This window comes from Streptomyces luteosporeus, from assembly GCF_039532865.1.
GTDB classification, from domain to species: Bacteria; Actinomycetota; Actinomycetes; order Streptomycetales; family Streptomycetaceae; genus Streptomyces; species Streptomyces luteosporeus.
This window is the reverse complement of the sequence record NZ_BAAASL010000016.1, coordinates 103,940-119,514: the sequence shown is the minus strand read 5'-3', so window position 1 is coordinate 119,514 and position 15,575 is coordinate 103,940. Positions and strand designations below refer to the sequence as shown.

Below are 15,575 nucleotides of genomic sequence, written 5' to 3'. Positions count from 1 at the left end.
CCGTCCGCCTGCGGGGCGGGCGACGCGCTCCCCCCTGCCGGGCTGCTACCAGCCGCGCTCGCGCCACTCCGCGAGGTGCGGGCGCTCGGCGCCCAGCGTGGTGTCGTTGCCGTGGCCGGGGTAGACCCAGGTCTCGTCCGGGAGCTGCCCGAAGAGCTTGGTCTCCACGTCGCCGATCAGGCTGGCGAAGGCCTCCGGGTCGTCGTGGGTGTTGCCCACGCCGCCCGGGAAGAGGCAGTCGCCGGTGAAGACGTGCGGGTGGCCGTGCGGGTCGTCGTAGACCAGCGCGATGCTGCCCGGCGTGTGGCCGACCAGGTGGCGGGCCGTCAGTTCCACACGGCCGACGCGGATGACGTCGCCGTCCTCGACCGGCACGTCGGTCGGCACCGGGATGCCCTCGGCGTCGTGCCGGCCGGCGTACGTACGGGCGCCGGTGGCCTCCACGACCTCCTGCAGGGCGCCCCAGTGGTCCTGGTGCCGGTGGGTGGTGACCACCGAGGCGATGCCGCTGTCACCGATCAGGGTGAGAAGCGTCTTCGGCTCGGCAGCGGCATCGATGAGCAGCTGCTCGTCCGTCGCGCGGCACCGCAGCAGATAGGCGTTGTTGTTCATCGGGCCGACCGCGACCTTGGAGATCATCAGATCGGTCAACTCGTGCACGTCCGCGGGTCCGCCGACCTCTACCACTCCGGTGTACGTCATGGAAGTCACCCTATAGCGAGGGAAGTACGGGCAGCTTGACGCCACCGGCTTCGAGCCCCGCGCCGTCGCGCCGGCCCGCCAGCCAGCCCAGCAGGTCGGCGGCGGAGCCGGTGACCGTCAGCGGATCGCCCTCGGCGCGGCCGCTGCTCCACCGGCCGCCGCCGGTCGCCTCCAGCCGCAGCGCGGGGACGTCGGGGTTGCCGGTGAACCGCCGGGCGAGGAAGTCGATCTCGTCCGCGGTGAAGCTGGCGGGCAGGTCCTCCAGCTCGTAGCCGATGCCGAGGTCGACGTGGTGCAGTTCCACCTCGACCAGGCGGCGGAAGGGGACGCGCGCGGCGACGTCGGTGACGCCGCCCCGCAGGGTGACGGTGCGCGTCCAGTCCGCCGGTGCGTCGGCGGCCGCGAAGAAGCGCTCCGCGCTCTCGCGCAGGTCGGTCAGCTGCTCCGCGAGCGGGCGCGGGGCGCCGCGCTCGATGTCGGCCTCGCGGGCCTCGGCACTGGGGTACATCGGACGGCCTTCGAGCACGTTGACCAGGGCGTCGGCGTTGCGGGCCAGGTGGGCCAGGACGTGCCCGCGGCTCCAGCCGGGCAGCCGGGACGGCGCGGTGACGGCCGAGCCGCCGTGATCGTCCAGTCCGTCGAGCGCGGACACCAGTCGCTCGGTCGCCTCGCGCAGGGAAGCGAGGTCCTGCACATGATCAATCATGGGCCGACCCTAGCCCTCGCCACTCCTTCGGGTGAAGGGATCGGCTCGTGCCCGTAAATCGAATGTGCGTGCTATACGCTCGGGGGTGGCATCGCTTTACGACGTCCGCGCGGCCCCCTCGTTGTCAGTGGCCCCCCGTACTCTGGATCGGGGGTGGCATCCGGGGGTGCGGCCCACCCCCTGCAGCTCTTCAGAGCCGACTCTCAAGAAAGGTGCCGACCGGCGTGGCTGACCGTCTCATCGTCCGTGGCGCTCGCGAGCACAACCTCAAGAACGTCTCGCTCGACCTTCCGCGCGACTCCCTGATCGTCTTCACGGGTCTGTCGGGGTCGGGCAAGTCCTCGCTCGCGTTCGACACGATCTTCGCCGAGGGGCAGCGTCGCTACGTCGAGTCGCTCTCCTCCTACGCACGGCAGTTCCTCGGGCAGATGGACAAGCCCGATGTGGACTTCATCGAGGGCCTGTCCCCGGCCGTGTCGATCGACCAGAAGTCGACCTCGCGCAACCCGCGCTCGACGGTCGGCACGATCACCGAGGTCTACGACTACCTCCGCCTGCTCTTCGCCCGGATCGGCAAGCCGCACTGTCCCGAGTGCGGCCGCCCGATCTCCCGGCAGTCGCCGCAGGCCATCGTCGACAAGGTGCTGGAGCTGCCCGAGGGCAGCCGCTTCCAGGTGCTCTCGCCGCTGGTGCGCGAGCGCAAGGGAGAGTTCGTCGACCTCTTCGCCGACCTGCAGACCAAGGGCTACAGCCGGGCGCGCGTGGACGGGCAGACCATCCAGCTCACCGACCCGCCCAAGCTCAAGAAGCAGGAGAAGCACACCATCGAGGTGGTCGTCGACCGCCTGACCGTCAAGGACAGCGCCAAGCGCCGGCTGACCGACTCGGTCGAGACCGCGCTCGGCCTGTCCGGCGGCATGGTCGTCCTCGACTTCGTCGACCTGCCCGAGGACGACCCCGAGCGCGAGCGGATGTTCTCGGAGCACCTCTACTGCCCGTACGACGACCTGTCGTTCGAGGAGCTGGAGCCGCGGTCCTTCTCCTTCAACTCGCCCTTCGGCGCCTGCCCCGACTGCACCGGCATCGGCAGCCGCATGGAGGTCGACCCCGAGCTCGTCGTCCCCGACCCGGACAAGTCCCTCGACGAGGGCGCCATCAGCCCCTGGTCGCACGGCCACACCAAGGACTACTTCGCCCGCCTGGTCGGCGCCCTCGCCGACGCGCTGGGCTTCCGCACCGACATCCCCTGGTCGGGGCTGCCGCAGCGGGCCAAGAAGGCCCTGCTCAACGGCCACCGCACCCAGATCGAGGTGCGCTACCGCAACCGCTACGGGCGCGAGCGGGCGTACACCACGGCCTTCGAGGGCGCGGTGCCCTTCGTCAAGCGGCGCCACTCCGAGGCGGAGTCCGACTCCAGCCGCGAGCGCTTCGAGGGCTACATGCGCGAGGTGCCCTGCCCCACCTGCGAGGGCACCCGCCTCAAGCCGATCGTCCTGGCCGTCACCGTGCAGGGCCGCTCCATCGCGGAGGTCTCCGCGATGTCCATCAGCGAGTGCGCCGACTTCCTGTCCGGCATGAAGCTCACCGGCCGCGAGAAGAAGATCGCCGAGCGGGTGCTCAAGGAGGTCAACGAGCGCCTGCGCTTCCTCGTCGACGTCGGCCTGGACTACCTCTCGCTCAACCGCGCCGCCGGCACCCTCTCCGGCGGTGAGGCCCAGCGCATCCGCCTCGCCACCCAGATCGGCTCCGGCCTGGTCGGCGTGCTGTACGTGCTGGACGAGCCCTCCATCGGTCTGCACCAGCGCGACAACCACCGTCTGATCGAGACCCTGGTGCGGCTGCGCGACATGGGCAACACCCTCATCGTCGTCGAGCACGACGAGGACACCATCAAGGTCGCCGACTGGGTCGTGGACATCGGCCCCGGCGCCGGTGAGCACGGCGGCAAGGTCGTGCACAGCGGCCCGCTGAAGGAGCTGCTGAAGACCGAGGCGTCCATGACCGGGCAGTACCTGTCCGGCAAGAGGTCCATCCCCCTGCCGGACGTGCGCCGGCCCGTCGACCCCCAGCGGAAGCTGACCGTGCGCGGCGCCCGCGAGAACAACCTGCGCGACATCGACGTCTCCTTCCCGCTCGGCGTGCTCACCGCCGTCACCGGCGTGTCGGGTTCGGGCAAGTCGACGCTGGTCAACGACATCCTGTACACCCACCTGGCGCGCGAGCTGAACGCCGCCCGCGCGGTGCCCGGCCGGCACACGCGCGTGGAGGGCGACGACCTGGTCGACAAGGTCGTCCACGTCGACCAGTCGCCCATCGGCCGGACGCCGCGCTCCAACCCCGCCACGTACACTGGCGTCTTCGACCACATCCGCAAGCTGTTCGCGGAGACGATGGAGGCCAAGGTCCGCGGCTACCTGCCCGGTCGCTTCTCCTTCAACGTCAAGGGCGGCCGCTGCGAGAACTGCGCGGGCGACGGCACCATCAAGATCGAGATGAACTTCCTGCCGGACGTCTACGTGCCGTGCGAGGTCTGCCACGGTGCGCGCTACAACCGCGAGACGCTGGAGGTGCACTACAAGGGCAAGTCCATCGCCGAGGTGCTGGACATGCCCATCGACGAGGCGCTGGAGTTCTTCGAGGCGGTGCCCACCATCGCCCGCCACCTGCGCACGCTCAACGAGGTCGGCCTCGGGTACGTCCGGCTCGGCCAGTCCGCGCCGACGCTCTCCGGCGGCGAGGCCCAGCGCGTCAAGCTCGCCAGCGAGCTGCAGAAGCGCTCGACCGGGCGGACGGTGTACGTCCTGGACGAGCCGACCACCGGTCTGCACTTCGAGGACATCAGCAAGCTGATCTCGGTGCTCTCCGGGCTGGTCGACAAGGGCAACACGGTCATCGTCATCGAGCACAACCTCGACGTGATCAAGACCGCCGACTGGGTCGTCGACATGGGGCCCGAGGGCGGCTCCGGCGGTGGCCTCGTCGTCGCCGAGGGCACACCGGAGGAGGTGGCGGCGGTGCCGGCGAGCCACACGGGCAAGTTCCTGCGGGACATGCTCGGCGACCGCGTCAGCGACGCACCGGCGCCGCGGCGCAAGGCCACGAAGCGGGCCGCCGCGCGGCGGTAGCAGGTCTTTTCCGTCCCGGGGGCCGCGCCTCCGGGACGGAAACGGACGTCGGTTATTGTCACTGCGTTCCACCGCGCCTCCCCGTTGGAGTCCCCCATGACTTCCCCCGCTCGCCGTACCGTGCTGCGCGGAGCGGCCCTCGCCGGCGCCGCCGGGTTCTGTGCCGCCGCCTGCGGGTCGGCCAACGGCCGGGACGCCGCCCTGCCCACCGCCCCCGTCGAGCTGGGCGCGGCCAGCGAGGTGCCGGTGGGCGGTGCCCGGCTCTACCGGGACCACAAGCTCGTCGTCTCGCAGCCCAGCGAGGGGCAGTACAAGGCGTTCAGCGCGGTGTGCACCCACGCCGGCTGCGTCGTCGACAAGGTCGAGAAGGGGCGGATCAGCTGCCCCTGCCACGGCAGTGCGTTCGACGCCGCCACCGGCAAGGTGCTCGCCGGCCCGGCCGGCGCGCCCCTGCCCGAGTGCCCGGTGAAGGCCGAGGGCGGCCGGCTCGTGGCGGGCCCCGCGGCCTGAGGCCGAAGGGCGGCCCGAGGCCGCAGGCGCCAGGCGCTACGACCAGTCCCAGGAGATCCCCACGATCCCCGGGCGCACCACCTGTTCCACCAGGTGCACTCCGTGGTGCCGTCCCGACAGCGTCAGCTCCTGCTGGCCGCAGCGCGGGGCGCCGGCCCCGGCCTGCTCGAAGCGGCGGCAGCGCACCGGCAGGGCCGCGTCGTCGAAGCGCACCTGCAGGACGTACTGCCCGCCGGCGAAGCTGAAGCCGCGCACGTACTCCCGGCTCGTGCCGCCCGTCGCGTCGTCGAAGCCGTAGCCGAAGACGTAGGTGTCCCCGGCGCGCAGCCGGGCGTCGAAGAGGAGCTCGGCGACGAGCACGCCGGAGGCGGCGTGCCAGCGCACCCGTCCCACCCGGCAGTTCTCCTCGGCGCGCACCGCCATGCGGGCCGGGTCGCAACCCGGGTCGCCGTGGTGGATGGCGAGGTAGCGGTCGACGCCGTCGCGGTGGGCCCGCACCACGTGGTGCGAGTCGCGGCCGTGCAGGACGCGGTCCGGCCCGATGCGGACGCGTTCGAGGTGGCAGACGGTGTGCAGGCCGCCGTCCTGCGGGGCCTCCAGGTCGGCCAGCAGCCGTTCGACGGCCCGGGCCTCCTCCACCAGCGCGCGGTAGGAGCGCGTGGCGGGCCGGCCGGCGGCCGGTCGTCCGGCGGCGGGCTCGGTGAGCAGCCGGGTCAGGGCGTGGGCGGGCAGGTCCAGGACCTCCTCCAGCATCCGCACGGCCCGCAGGGACTCCGGGCGCCGGGGCCGGCGCAGGCCCTGCTGCCAGTAGCTCAGGCTGGTCACGCCCACCTTGACGCCGCGCTGGGCGAGCCGGTGCTGCACGCGGTGCAGGGCCAGGCCGCGGGCCGACAGGGCGGTGCGCAGGGCGAGGTGGAAGGGGCCCGTCCGCAGCGCCCGCTCCAGGTCGCTCCCGTCGGCGCGGGGGGTGCTGCGTGCCATCGCCGTGCTCCTTCGTCCCCCTGGGAAGCCCCCGGCGCGATGTGAACATTCACGATCGGCAGGGGCCGCCGCCCTGGTCGGATTGGTACGGACCATTTGGTGGGGCGCAGGTCGTTCACTTTCCCGTCGAACCGTTCACACCGTGCCCTCAGGCCGTATTGAAACTGGTTGACCGGTTCCCGACAACATCCGATGCTCCTCACACGCGTCCGGACGCGCTCCTCCACCCCACCCCCCAACACGGGAGGAACGCGAAGATGTCCCGTGCATCGGCATCGGCAACTCCAAGGAAGTCCCGCCCCCGCGGCAGACGGCTCTGCCTCGCCGCGCTCGTCGCCGCCGTCCTGCTCGCCGTCCCCACCACGGCGGGCGCGGCCACCGGCGACCGGCACGATCTGACGGCGGCCAAGAAGCTCGACATCACCATGCAGGTACAGGAGAAGAGCAACTGGTGCTGGGCGGCCTCCGGCAACACCATCGCCACCTGGTTCGGCCGCACCTACAGCCAGAACCAGTTCTGCAACGCCGCCTTCAACCGCTCCCAGGGCACCACCTGCCCCAACAACCAGGCCACGCTGGGCAATGTGCAGAATGCCCTGTCCTGGGCCGGCATCAACGAGGGCCTGTACGTGAGCGGCTGGCTGCGCTACCCGACCGTGCAGAGCGAGATCAACGCGGGCCGGCCGGTGGAAACACGCATCCAATGGACCTCCGGCGGCGGCCACATGCACGTCCTGTACGGCTACGACGACTCCCGGAGCCTGGTCTACTGGGGCGACCCGTGGCCGTCCAACACCCGCTACAACTGGGCCTCGCACAGCTGGTACGTCGGCGGCGACGGCAGCGGGAACGAACGCTTCTCCTGGACCCACTCGCTCTACCGGATCGGAGCGTGAGGGCGATGCAGCACCCCACCGCACGCACCGCGGCCCGTACGGCCGCCGCCGGCGCCCTGACCGCCGTGGTGCTGGGCCTCGCGCCCCTCGCCCACGCCGCCCAGGCACCGGCCGCCCCCCTCGCACCGCCCGCGGACTCGGTCACCGCCGCCCACCGGGCGGCCGAGGCCCCCGCGTCCCTGGAGACGCTCGCGCGCTTCTTCGCCGGCGCTCCCGGCGCCGCCGCCCGGCAGGACGCGCACCCCAGGATCGACGGCGCGACCGTGCCTGTCTACACGCTGTCCCCCGACTTCGTGGCGGGCAAGGACGGCGCGCCCCTCGCCCGGCTGGAGTTCCTCGCCAGCACGGCCGTCTCGGCCGACGGACGCAAGGCGTCGGTGTGGACGGTCCCGGCCGACCCCGCCGCCAAGGGCGCCGGCTGGAAGAGCGGCAGCTGGAAGGTCGTCAACATCGCCACCGGCGACGACGAGACGCGCTACGCCGCCGAGGGCGCGCGCAGGCTCGCGGGCGGCACGGTCTTCCGCGAACCGCAGATCGACGCCTGGTACGTCCAGCGCGGCGACCGCGTCCTGCCGCTCGATGCGGACGCCGAGCACGCGATCGGCGCCCGCGGCACCACCGTCGACGCCTATCGCGACCGCGTCCACCGGGCGTACGGCGACCAGCTGCCCGGCTCGGCCTACGACCGGCGCGGACTGGCCGGCGGCGGGCAGGCCGCCGCCGGACCGGCCGCCGCGGCGGCGCAGCAGGACGAAGGGTCCCCGGCGCCGGCCGCACTGGCCGGCGGGGCGGCCGCTGCCGCCGCCCTGGGACTCGCCGCGCTGGCGGCCCGCGGGCGACTGCGGCGCCGCTGACCGGAGACGGGCTCCCGCCCGGCCGTGCGGGCCGGGCGGGGGCACCCCCCACGTTCCGCTCCGGTCGCCCTCCGGCCCCGGCGGCACCCGCCGCCGGGGCCGGAACCCGCCCGCCACCTCCGCGGCCGACCGGGCCCCGGATTGTCACTGCCCGCAAGTAGGGTTGTGGCATGGCCGACCCCAGCAGCTACCGACCCAAGCCGGGACAGATCCCCGACTCGCCCGGGGTCTACAGGTTCCGCGACGAGCACGGCCGGGTGATCTACGTCGGGAAGGCGAAGAGCCTGCGCCAGCGCCTCTCGTCGTACTTCCAGGACCTCGCCGGCCTGCACCCGCGCACCCGCACCATGGTCACCACGGCGGCCTCCGTGGAGTGGACGGTGGTCTCCACCGAGGTCGAGGCGCTCCAGCTGGAGTACTCCTGGATCAAGGAGTACGACCCGCGCTTCAACGTGAAGTACCGCGACGACAAGAGCTATCCCTCGCTCGCCGTCACGCTGAACGAGGAGTTCCCCCGGGTCCAGGTCATGCGCGGCCCCAAGAAGAAGGGTGTGCGCTACTTCGGCCCCTACGCCCACGCCTGGGCCATCCGCGAGACCGTCGACCTGATGCTGCGGGTCTTCCCCGTCCGCACCTGCTCCGCGGGCGTCTTCAAGCGCTCCCACCAGATCGGCCGCCCCTGCCTGCTCGGCTACATCGGCAAGTGCTCCGCCCCCTGCGTCGGCCGGGTCAGCCCCGCGGAGCACCGCGAACTGGCCGAGGAGTTCTGCGACTTCATGGCCGGCCGTACCGGTGCGTACATCCGCCGTTTGGAACGGCAGATGCACGATGCCGCCGAGGACATGGAGTACGAGAAGGCGGCAAGGCTCCGCGACGACATAGAGGCGCTCAAGCGCGCCATGGAGAAGAACGCCGTCGTCCTGGCCGACGCCACCGACGCCGACCTGATCGCGGTCGCCGAGGACGAGCTCGAAGCGGCCGTGCAGATCTTCCACGTCCGCGGCGGGCGCGTGCGCGGCCAGCGCGGCTGGGTCACCGACAAGGTCGAGGCCGTCGACACCGCCGGCCTCGTCGAGCACGCCCTGCAGCAGCTGTACGGGGAGGAGAGCGGCGACGCCGTTCCCAAGGAGGTCCTCGTCCCCGCCTTGCCCGACCCGCTCGAACCGGTCGTCCAGTGGCTGGGCGAGCGCCGCGGCTCCCGGGTCGACCTGCGCATCCCGCAGCGCGGCGACAAGAAGGACCTGATGGCCACGGTCCAGCGCAACGCCCAGCAGGCGCTGGTGCTGCACAAGACCAGACGCGCCTCCGACCTGACCACCCGCTCCCGGGCCCTGGAGGAGATCGCCGAGGCCCTCGCGCTGGACTCCGCACCCCTGCGCATCGAGTGCTTCGACATCTCCCACCTGCAGGGGCAGGACGTGGTGGCGTCCATGGTCGTCTTCGAGGACGGCCTGGCGCGCAAGAGCGAGTACCGCCGCTTCCAGATCAAGACCTTCGAGGGGCAGGACGACGTCCGCTCCATGCACGAGGTCGTCTCCCGGCGCTTCCGCCGCTACCTGCAGGAGAAGCTGAGGACGGGGGAGTGGACGGAGGAGGACGGCGGCGACGGCGAGGTCCCGGCGGGGACGGACGACGGCAGACCCAAGCGCTTCGCCTACCCGCCGCAGCTGATCGTGGTCGACGGCGGCAAGCCCCAGGTCATGGCGGCCCACCGGGCGCTGGAGGAGCTCGGCGTCACCGATGTGGCCGTCTGCGGCCTGGCCAAGCGCCTGGAGGAGGTCTGGCTGCCCGGCGAGGACGACCCGGTCGTCCTGCCGCGCACCAGCGAGGGGCTGTACCTGCTGCAGCGCGTGCGCGACGAGGCGCACCGCTTCGCGATCTCCTACCAGCGCAGCAAGCGCGGCAAGAGCATGAAGGCCGGGCCTCTGGACGCGGTGCCCGGCCTGGGCAGCACCCGCAAGCAGGCGCTGCTGAAGCACTTCGGTTCCCTCAAGCGGCTGCGCGCCGCGACGGTCGAGCAGATCTGCGAGGCGCCGGGCATCGGCCGCAAGACGGCCGAGACCATCGTCGCGACGCTCGCCGCGGCGGCACCCGCCGCACCCGCCGTCAACACGGCGACCGGCGAGATCATCGACGACGCGGAGGAATGATGGACCTCCTGCCCTCCGGGCCCGGAGCCCGGAGAAGCAGCAGTATGGAAGAGGAGACGGCGCGGGGGCGCCGTCCGCGGACACGGGGGAAGGCAGCATGAACGCGACAGAGCGGGACGGAGCAACGGTGAGTACGGGCACGACGGCGGACACGGCCGCGGAGACGACGGGCATCCCCGAGCTGGTGATCATCTCCGGCATGTCGGGGGCGGGCCGCAGCACCGCCGCCAAGTGTCTGGAGGACCTGGGCTGGTTCGTCGTGGACAACCTGCCCCCCGCCCTGATCCCCACCATGGTGGACCTCGGCGCCCGCTCCCAGGGCAACGTGGCGCGCATCGCCGTGGTGGTGGACGTGCGCGGCCGCGGCTTCTTCGACAACCTCCGGGAGTCGCTGGCCGACCTGGCGGCCAAGAAGGTCAAGCGGCGGGTGATCTTCCTGGAGGCGTCCGACGACGCCCTGGTGCGCCGCTTCGAGTCGGTGCGCCGCCCGCACCCGCTGCAGGGCTCGGGCCGCATCGTCGACGGCATCGCCGCCGAGCGCGACCTGCTGCGCGAGCTGCGCGGGGACGCCGACCTGGTCATCGACACCTCCAGCCTCAACGTCCACGAGCTGCGGGCGAAGATGGACGCCCAGTTCGCGGGCGAGGAGGAGCCGGAGCTGCGGGCCACCGTCATGTCCTTCGGCTACAAGTACGGCCTGCCCGTCGACGCCGACCTCGTCGTCGACTGCCGCTTCCTGCCCAACCCGCACTGGGTGCCGGAGCTGCGGCCCTTCACCGGCCTGAACGAGGAGGTCTCGGGCTACGTCTTCAACCAGCCCGGCGCCAAGGAGTTCCTCGACCGCTACACCGAGCTGCTCCAGCTCATCGCCGCCGGCTACCGCCGCGAGGGCAAGCGGTACGTGACCATTGCGGTCGGCTGCACCGGCGGCAAGCACCGCTCGGTCGCCATGTCCGAGAAGCTCGCCCACCGCCTGGTCTCCGAGGGCGTGGAGACCGTCGTCGTGCACCGGGACATGGGGCGCGAGTGACCGGACGCAGCTTCCGCATGCGCCGCGTGAGCCGCCTGGTGGCGGGCCGGCCGCGCGGCGACGCGCAGCGGGCCCGCCGCCGGCCCGTCCGCGGCGCGCAGCCCAAGGTCGTCGCCCTGGGCGGCGGCCACGGGCTGTCGGCCTCGCTGGCCGCGCTGCGGCGCATCACCGGCGATCTGACGGCCGTGGTCACCGTCGCCGACGACGGCGGCTCCAGCGGCCGGCTGCGCGACGAGCTCGGCGTGCTGCCCCCCGGCGACCTGCGCAAGGCCCTGGCGGCCCTGTGCGGGGACGACGACTGGGGCCAGACCTGGGCCCGGGTGATCCAGCACCGCTTCGTCAGCGAGGGCGAGCTGCACGGCCACGCCGTGGGCAACCTGCTCATCGTGGCCCTGTGGGAGCAGCTGGGCGACCACGTGCAGGCGCTGGACCTGGTCGGCAAGCTGCTGGGCGCGCACGGCCGGGTGCTGCCGATGTCCGCCGTGCCGCTGGAGCTGCAGGCGCTGGTGCGCGGCCACGACCCGGCCGATCCCGAGGCGGTCACCACCGTGTGCGGGCAGGCCACCGTGGCGCTGACCCCGGGCGAGGTGCAGTCGGTGCACCTGGTCCCGGAGGACCCGCCGGCCGTGCCGGAGGCGGTGGAGGCCGTGCTGGACGCCGACTGGGTGGTGCTCGGCCCCGGCTCCTGGTTCTCCTCGGTGATCCCGCACCTGCTGGTGCCCGAGCTGCTGCAGGCGCTGCAGGAGACCCGGGCCCGGCGGGTGCTCTCGCTGAACCTCGCGCCGCAACCCGGCGAAACCGATGGCTTCTCCCCGCAGCGTCATTTGGAGGTTTTGGCCCGACACGCCCCTAAACTCGCCCTGGACGTGGTGCTGGCCGACGAGGCCGCCGTGCCCGATCGGGACAGCCTCGGCGAGGCCGCCAAGCGGCTCGGGGCTGCGGTCGAGCTGGCGCCGGTCGCCTCGCCCGACAGCTGCCAGACGCACGACCCGGAGCTGTTGGCCGCCGCGTACGACCGTATTTTTCGGATGCATGGAAGGATCGGCCCATGGCGATGACGGCTGCGGTGAAGGACGAGATCTCCCGGCTCCCCGTCACCCGCACCTGCTGCCGGAAAGCGGAGGTCTCGGCGATCCTGCGGTTCGCGGGGGGCCTGCACCTGGTCAGCGGCCGCATCGTGATCGAGGCGGAGCTGGACACCGGGATCGCGGCCCGGCGGCTGCGCAAGGACATCCTGGAGATCTTCGGGCACTCCTCCGACCTGGTGGTGATGGCCCCCGGTGGGCTCCGGCGGGGCAGCCGGTACGTGGTGCGGGTGGTGGCGGGCGGTGACCAGCTGGCCCGCCAGACCGGCCTGGTCGACGGCCGCGGCCGGCCGATCCGCGGGCTGCCGCCGCAGGTCGTCTCCGGCGCCACCTGCGACGCGGAGGCGGCCTGGCGCGGCGCCTTCCTGGCCCACGGCTCGCTGACCGAGCCCGGCCGCTCCTCCTCGCTGGAGGTCACCTGCCCCGGCCCGGAGGCGGCCCTGGCGCTGGTCGGCGCGGCCCGCAGACTGCAGATCGCCGCGAAGGCCCGCGAGGTGCGCGGGGTGGACCGCGTCGTCGTCCGGGACGGTGACGCGATCGGCGCCCTGCTGACGCGCCTGGGCGCGCACGAGTCGGTGCTGGCCTGGGAGGAGCGGCGGATGCGCCGCGAGGTGCGGGCGACCGCCAACCGCCTGGCCAACTTCGACGACGCCAACCTGCGCCGCTCGGCCCGGGCCGCCGTCGCCGCGGGGGCCCGGGTGCAGCGTGCGCTGGAGATCCTCGGCGAGGAGGTGCCCGAGCACCTCGCCGCCGCGGGCCGGCTGCGCATGGAGCACAAGCAGGCCTCCCTGGAGGAGCTGGGCGCCCTGGCCGACCCGCCGCTGACCAAGGACGCCGTCGCGGGCCGCATCCGCCGCCTGCTGGCCATGGCCGACAAGCGCGCCCAGGACCTGGGCATCCCCGGCACCGAGTCGAACCTGGCCGAGCTGACCGAGGAGATGGCCGAGGGCATGGTCGGCTGATCGCACCGCCGTACGGCGCCCCCGTCACCCCCGTGGTGGCGGGGGCGCCGCGCTGTGCGCGGACGGCCGGGGAGGGGCGCAAAAGGCGTCGTTGACATGATCATGAGCCCGCCAAGAGCCTGACCCCCGAACCCCAGTGGCCCACAACGACAAGGGGGGCACATGAGACGCACGACCGGAACGGTCGTCACCGTGGCCGCGCTGTTAATCGGCGGCCTCACGGCAACACCCTCGGCCCACGCCCGCAGCGCCGCACCCGGCACGGCCGCCGAGAGCCTGGCGGTGTGGACCGCCGACGTCACCGCCGCACAGGTCCCGCTGCTGCTGCGCGCCGGCGTCGACGGCCACGAGCTCGGCGAGCGCGTCCCCGAGCGGGGGACGAAGGCCGTCGAGCTCTACCTCACCCCGTCCCAGGCCCGCGAGCTCCAGCAGCAGGGCATCGACGTCAAGGAGAAGCGCACCTCCGACGCCGCCCGCAAGCGCCTCGCGGCGCAAGGGGACGGCGTCTTCCGCCCGTACAGCGGGAAGAACGGCCTGCAGCAGGAGATCCGGGAGACCGCCCGCACCCACCCGGCCCTCACCAAGGTCGTCAGCATCGGGAAGACGGTGCGCGGCCAGGACATCCTCGCCGTCAAGGTCTCCAAGGACGCCGGCCGCACCCCCGACGGCGCCCGGCCCGCCGTGCTGTACATGTCCAACCAGCACGCCCGGGAGTGGATCACCCCGGAGACGAACCGGCGGTTGCTGCACCACGTCCTCGACCGCTACGGCAAGGACGCCCGCGTCACCCGCCTCGTCGACCGCACCGAACTGTGGTTCCTGCTGTCCGCCAACCCCGACGGCTACGACTACACCTTCCAGAGCCCCGCCACCCGCCTGTGGCGCAAGAACCTGCGCGACAACGACGGCGACGGCAGGATCGCTGCCGGCGACGGCGTCGACCTCAACCGCAACTTCCCCTACAAGTGGGGCTACGACAACGACGGTTCCTCCCCGCGCCCGGCCTCCGAGACCTACCGGGGCCCGGCCCCGGCCTCCGAGCCCGAGACCCGCGCGCTGGACGCCTTCGAAAAGCGCCACGACTTCGTCTACGCCGTCAACTACCACTCCGCGGCCGAACTGCTGCTCTACGGCGTCGGCTGGCAGGAGGCCACCCCCACCCCCGACGACGTCGCCTACCGGGCCCTGGCCGGCACCCCGGGGAACTCCGCGATCCCCGGCTACCGCCCGCAGCTGTCCTCCGAGCTCTACACCACCAACGGCGAGGCCGACGGCCACGCGGCGAACGTCAACGGCACGATGATGTTCACCCCTGAGATGTCGACCTGCGAGACCGCCTCGAAGGCCGACACCACCGGCCGCTGGAACCCCAAGGACTGCCCCTCGGTCTTCAACTTCCCCGACGACGAGAAGCTGATCCAGCGGGAGTTCACCAAGAACCTCCCCTTCGCCCTCGCCGTCGCCGAGAGCGCCACCCACCCCGACCGGCCCTCCTCCCCGGTCGGCCTGGCCGCCCCCGACTTCACCCCGCACGCCTTCACCACCTCCTACGCCCGCGACGGCCGCCAGATCGTCGCCGTCACCGCCCGCAAGAGCCTGACCGACACGCGCCTGAACTACCGCGTCGACGGCGGCCCCGTGCGCAGCGCCCCGCTGCGCGCCTGGAACGGCGGCGACCGCTACGGCGGCGAGGACAACATCCGCTTCGACGAGTACCGGGCCACCGTCGAGGGCGCCCATCCGGGCGCGAAGGTCACCGTGTGGTTCACCGGCCGCACCCACAAGGGCGGGTCCGCGGCCGCCGAGCCCTTCACCTTCACCGTGGCCCGCACCGCGCCGCGCGCCGACACGCTGGTCGTCGCCGACGAGGGCGGCACCGCCGCGGCCCGCAACACCGCCGCGTACGTGAAGGCGCTCGCCGACAACGGGCGCGAGAGCGCCGTGTGGGACGTCGCCACCCAGGGCGCGCCGCCCGCGCTGGGCGTCCTCGGCCACTACGACACCGTCGTGTGGTACGCCACCGGCCGCCCCGACGGGGCCACCCTGCTGGCCGTGCGCGACTTCCTCAACGAGGGCGGCAAGCTGATCACCGCGGGCGTCCGGGCGGGCAGCAGCACCCGGGTCGCCGGCGTGGAGAGCGACGACTTCGCCCGCTTCTACCTGGGGGCCGGCTCGCACACCGCGCAGGCCCGGCCCGGCCGCTTCACCGGTGCGGGTGAGCTCGCGGGCACCACGGCACACCTCGGACCGCTCGCGTGGGCCGGTGCCTTCAGCCCGCTGTCCGAGCAGCTGCCGCCGGAGACCTTCCCGCAGTTCCGCAGCGCCGCGGCCGGTGCCTACACCCCCGCGGCCATCACGCAGCGTGATGGAAAGGCGGCGCCGGTGCCGTCCGCGGCGGCCGTCACGACGCGCGACACGGTGCTGTTCGGCTTCGGTCTGGAGCACGTCGCGGACCCCCGCGAGAGGGCTGCGCTGACCGGTGGAGCCCTGCGCGCGATCGGTGGATGAACCCCTTGTTCCGCCCACCTGAGCAGGCCCTCTTTCACCTGCGAGGGGGCCGGACGGGCCCGCGCG

The 15,575-nt window shown here is 72.8% G+C and carries 11 protein-coding genes and 1 pseudogene; 9 read left to right on the top strand and 3 right to left on the bottom strand.

All coding sequences use genetic code 11. The features are described from left to right. Positions 1–45: 45 nt before the first annotated feature. Both ABD361_RS21335 and ABD361_RS21330 read right to left on the bottom strand, forming a co-directional pair. Complete coding sequence (locus ABD361_RS21335; RefSeq protein ID WP_344437044.1) at positions 46–702, bottom strand: MBL fold metallo-hydrolase; 657 nt, start codon at positions 700–702, stop codon at positions 46–48. A gap of 10 nt (positions 703–712) precedes the next feature. Beyond that, positions 713–1,408 (bottom strand): maleylpyruvate isomerase family mycothiol-dependent enzyme, encoded by a 696-nt coding sequence (locus ABD361_RS21330; RefSeq protein ID WP_344437043.1) that lies wholly within the window; start codon positions 1,406–1,408, stop codon positions 713–715. 224 nt (positions 1,409–1,632) lie between these two features. On the opposite strand from ABD361_RS21330, the gene uvrA reads away from it, so the two are divergent. Next, positions 1,633–4,533, top strand: coding sequence for an excinuclease ABC subunit UvrA (uvrA, locus tag ABD361_RS21325; protein WP_344437042.1), 2,901 nt, complete (start codon positions 1,633–1,635; stop codon positions 4,531–4,533). Between the two features lie 96 nt (positions 4,534–4,629). Next, a complete protein-coding gene (locus tag ABD361_RS21320) occupies positions 4,630–5,043 on the top strand; it encodes a Rieske (2Fe-2S) protein (protein ID WP_344437041.1) in 414 nt (137 codons plus the stop codon). A 36-nt stretch (positions 5,044–5,079) separates the two neighbouring features. Here ABD361_RS21320 and ABD361_RS21315 read toward each other — a convergent pair whose 3' ends face one another. Continuing rightward, positions 5,080–6,024 (bottom strand): hypothetical protein, encoded by a 945-nt coding sequence (locus tag ABD361_RS21315; RefSeq protein WP_344437040.1) that lies wholly within the window; start codon positions 6,022–6,024, stop codon positions 5,080–5,082. Between the two features lie 257 nt (positions 6,025–6,281). On the opposite strand from ABD361_RS21315, the gene ABD361_RS21310 reads away from it, so the two are divergent. The 7 genes and pseudogenes from ABD361_RS21310 to ABD361_RS21280 all read left to right on the top strand — a co-directional run. Continuing rightward, positions 6,282–6,920 (top strand): papain-like cysteine protease family protein, encoded by a 639-nt coding sequence (locus ABD361_RS21310; protein WP_344437039.1) that lies wholly within the window; start codon positions 6,282–6,284, stop codon positions 6,918–6,920. Between the two features lie 5 nt (positions 6,921–6,925). Next, the gene (locus ABD361_RS21305; RefSeq protein WP_344437038.1) at positions 6,926–7,774 is read left to right on the top strand and encodes a hypothetical protein; all 849 of its coding nucleotides are present in this window, start codon (positions 6,926–6,928) and stop codon (positions 7,772–7,774) included. Between the two features lie 170 nt (positions 7,775–7,944). Then, complete coding sequence (uvrC, locus tag ABD361_RS21300) at positions 7,945–9,924, top strand: excinuclease ABC subunit UvrC (protein ID WP_344437037.1); 1,980 nt, start codon at positions 7,945–7,947, stop codon at positions 9,922–9,924. A gap of 97 nt (positions 9,925–10,021) precedes the next feature. Further along, the gene (gene rapZ, locus ABD361_RS21295; protein WP_344437036.1) at positions 10,022–10,954 is read left to right on the top strand and encodes an RNase adapter RapZ; all 933 of its coding nucleotides are present in this window, start codon (positions 10,022–10,024) and stop codon (positions 10,952–10,954) included. Further along, positions 10,951–12,012 (top strand): gluconeogenesis factor YvcK family protein, encoded by a 1,062-nt coding sequence (locus tag ABD361_RS21290; protein ID WP_344437034.1) that lies wholly within the window; start codon positions 10,951–10,953, stop codon positions 12,010–12,012. The genes rapZ and ABD361_RS21290 overlap by 4 nt, the downstream gene beginning before the upstream one ends. Further along, complete coding sequence (whiA, locus tag ABD361_RS21285; RefSeq protein ID WP_344437033.1) at positions 12,003–13,001, top strand: DNA-binding protein WhiA; 999 nt, start codon at positions 12,003–12,005, stop codon at positions 12,999–13,001. The genes ABD361_RS21290 and whiA overlap by 10 nt, the downstream gene beginning before the upstream one ends. Positions 13,002–13,163: 162 nt before the next feature. Further along, positions 13,164–15,416 (top strand): annotated as a pseudogene (locus tag ABD361_RS21280) (M14 family metallopeptidase); the annotation flags it as partial. Between the last annotated feature and the right edge of the window lie 159 nt (positions 15,417–15,575).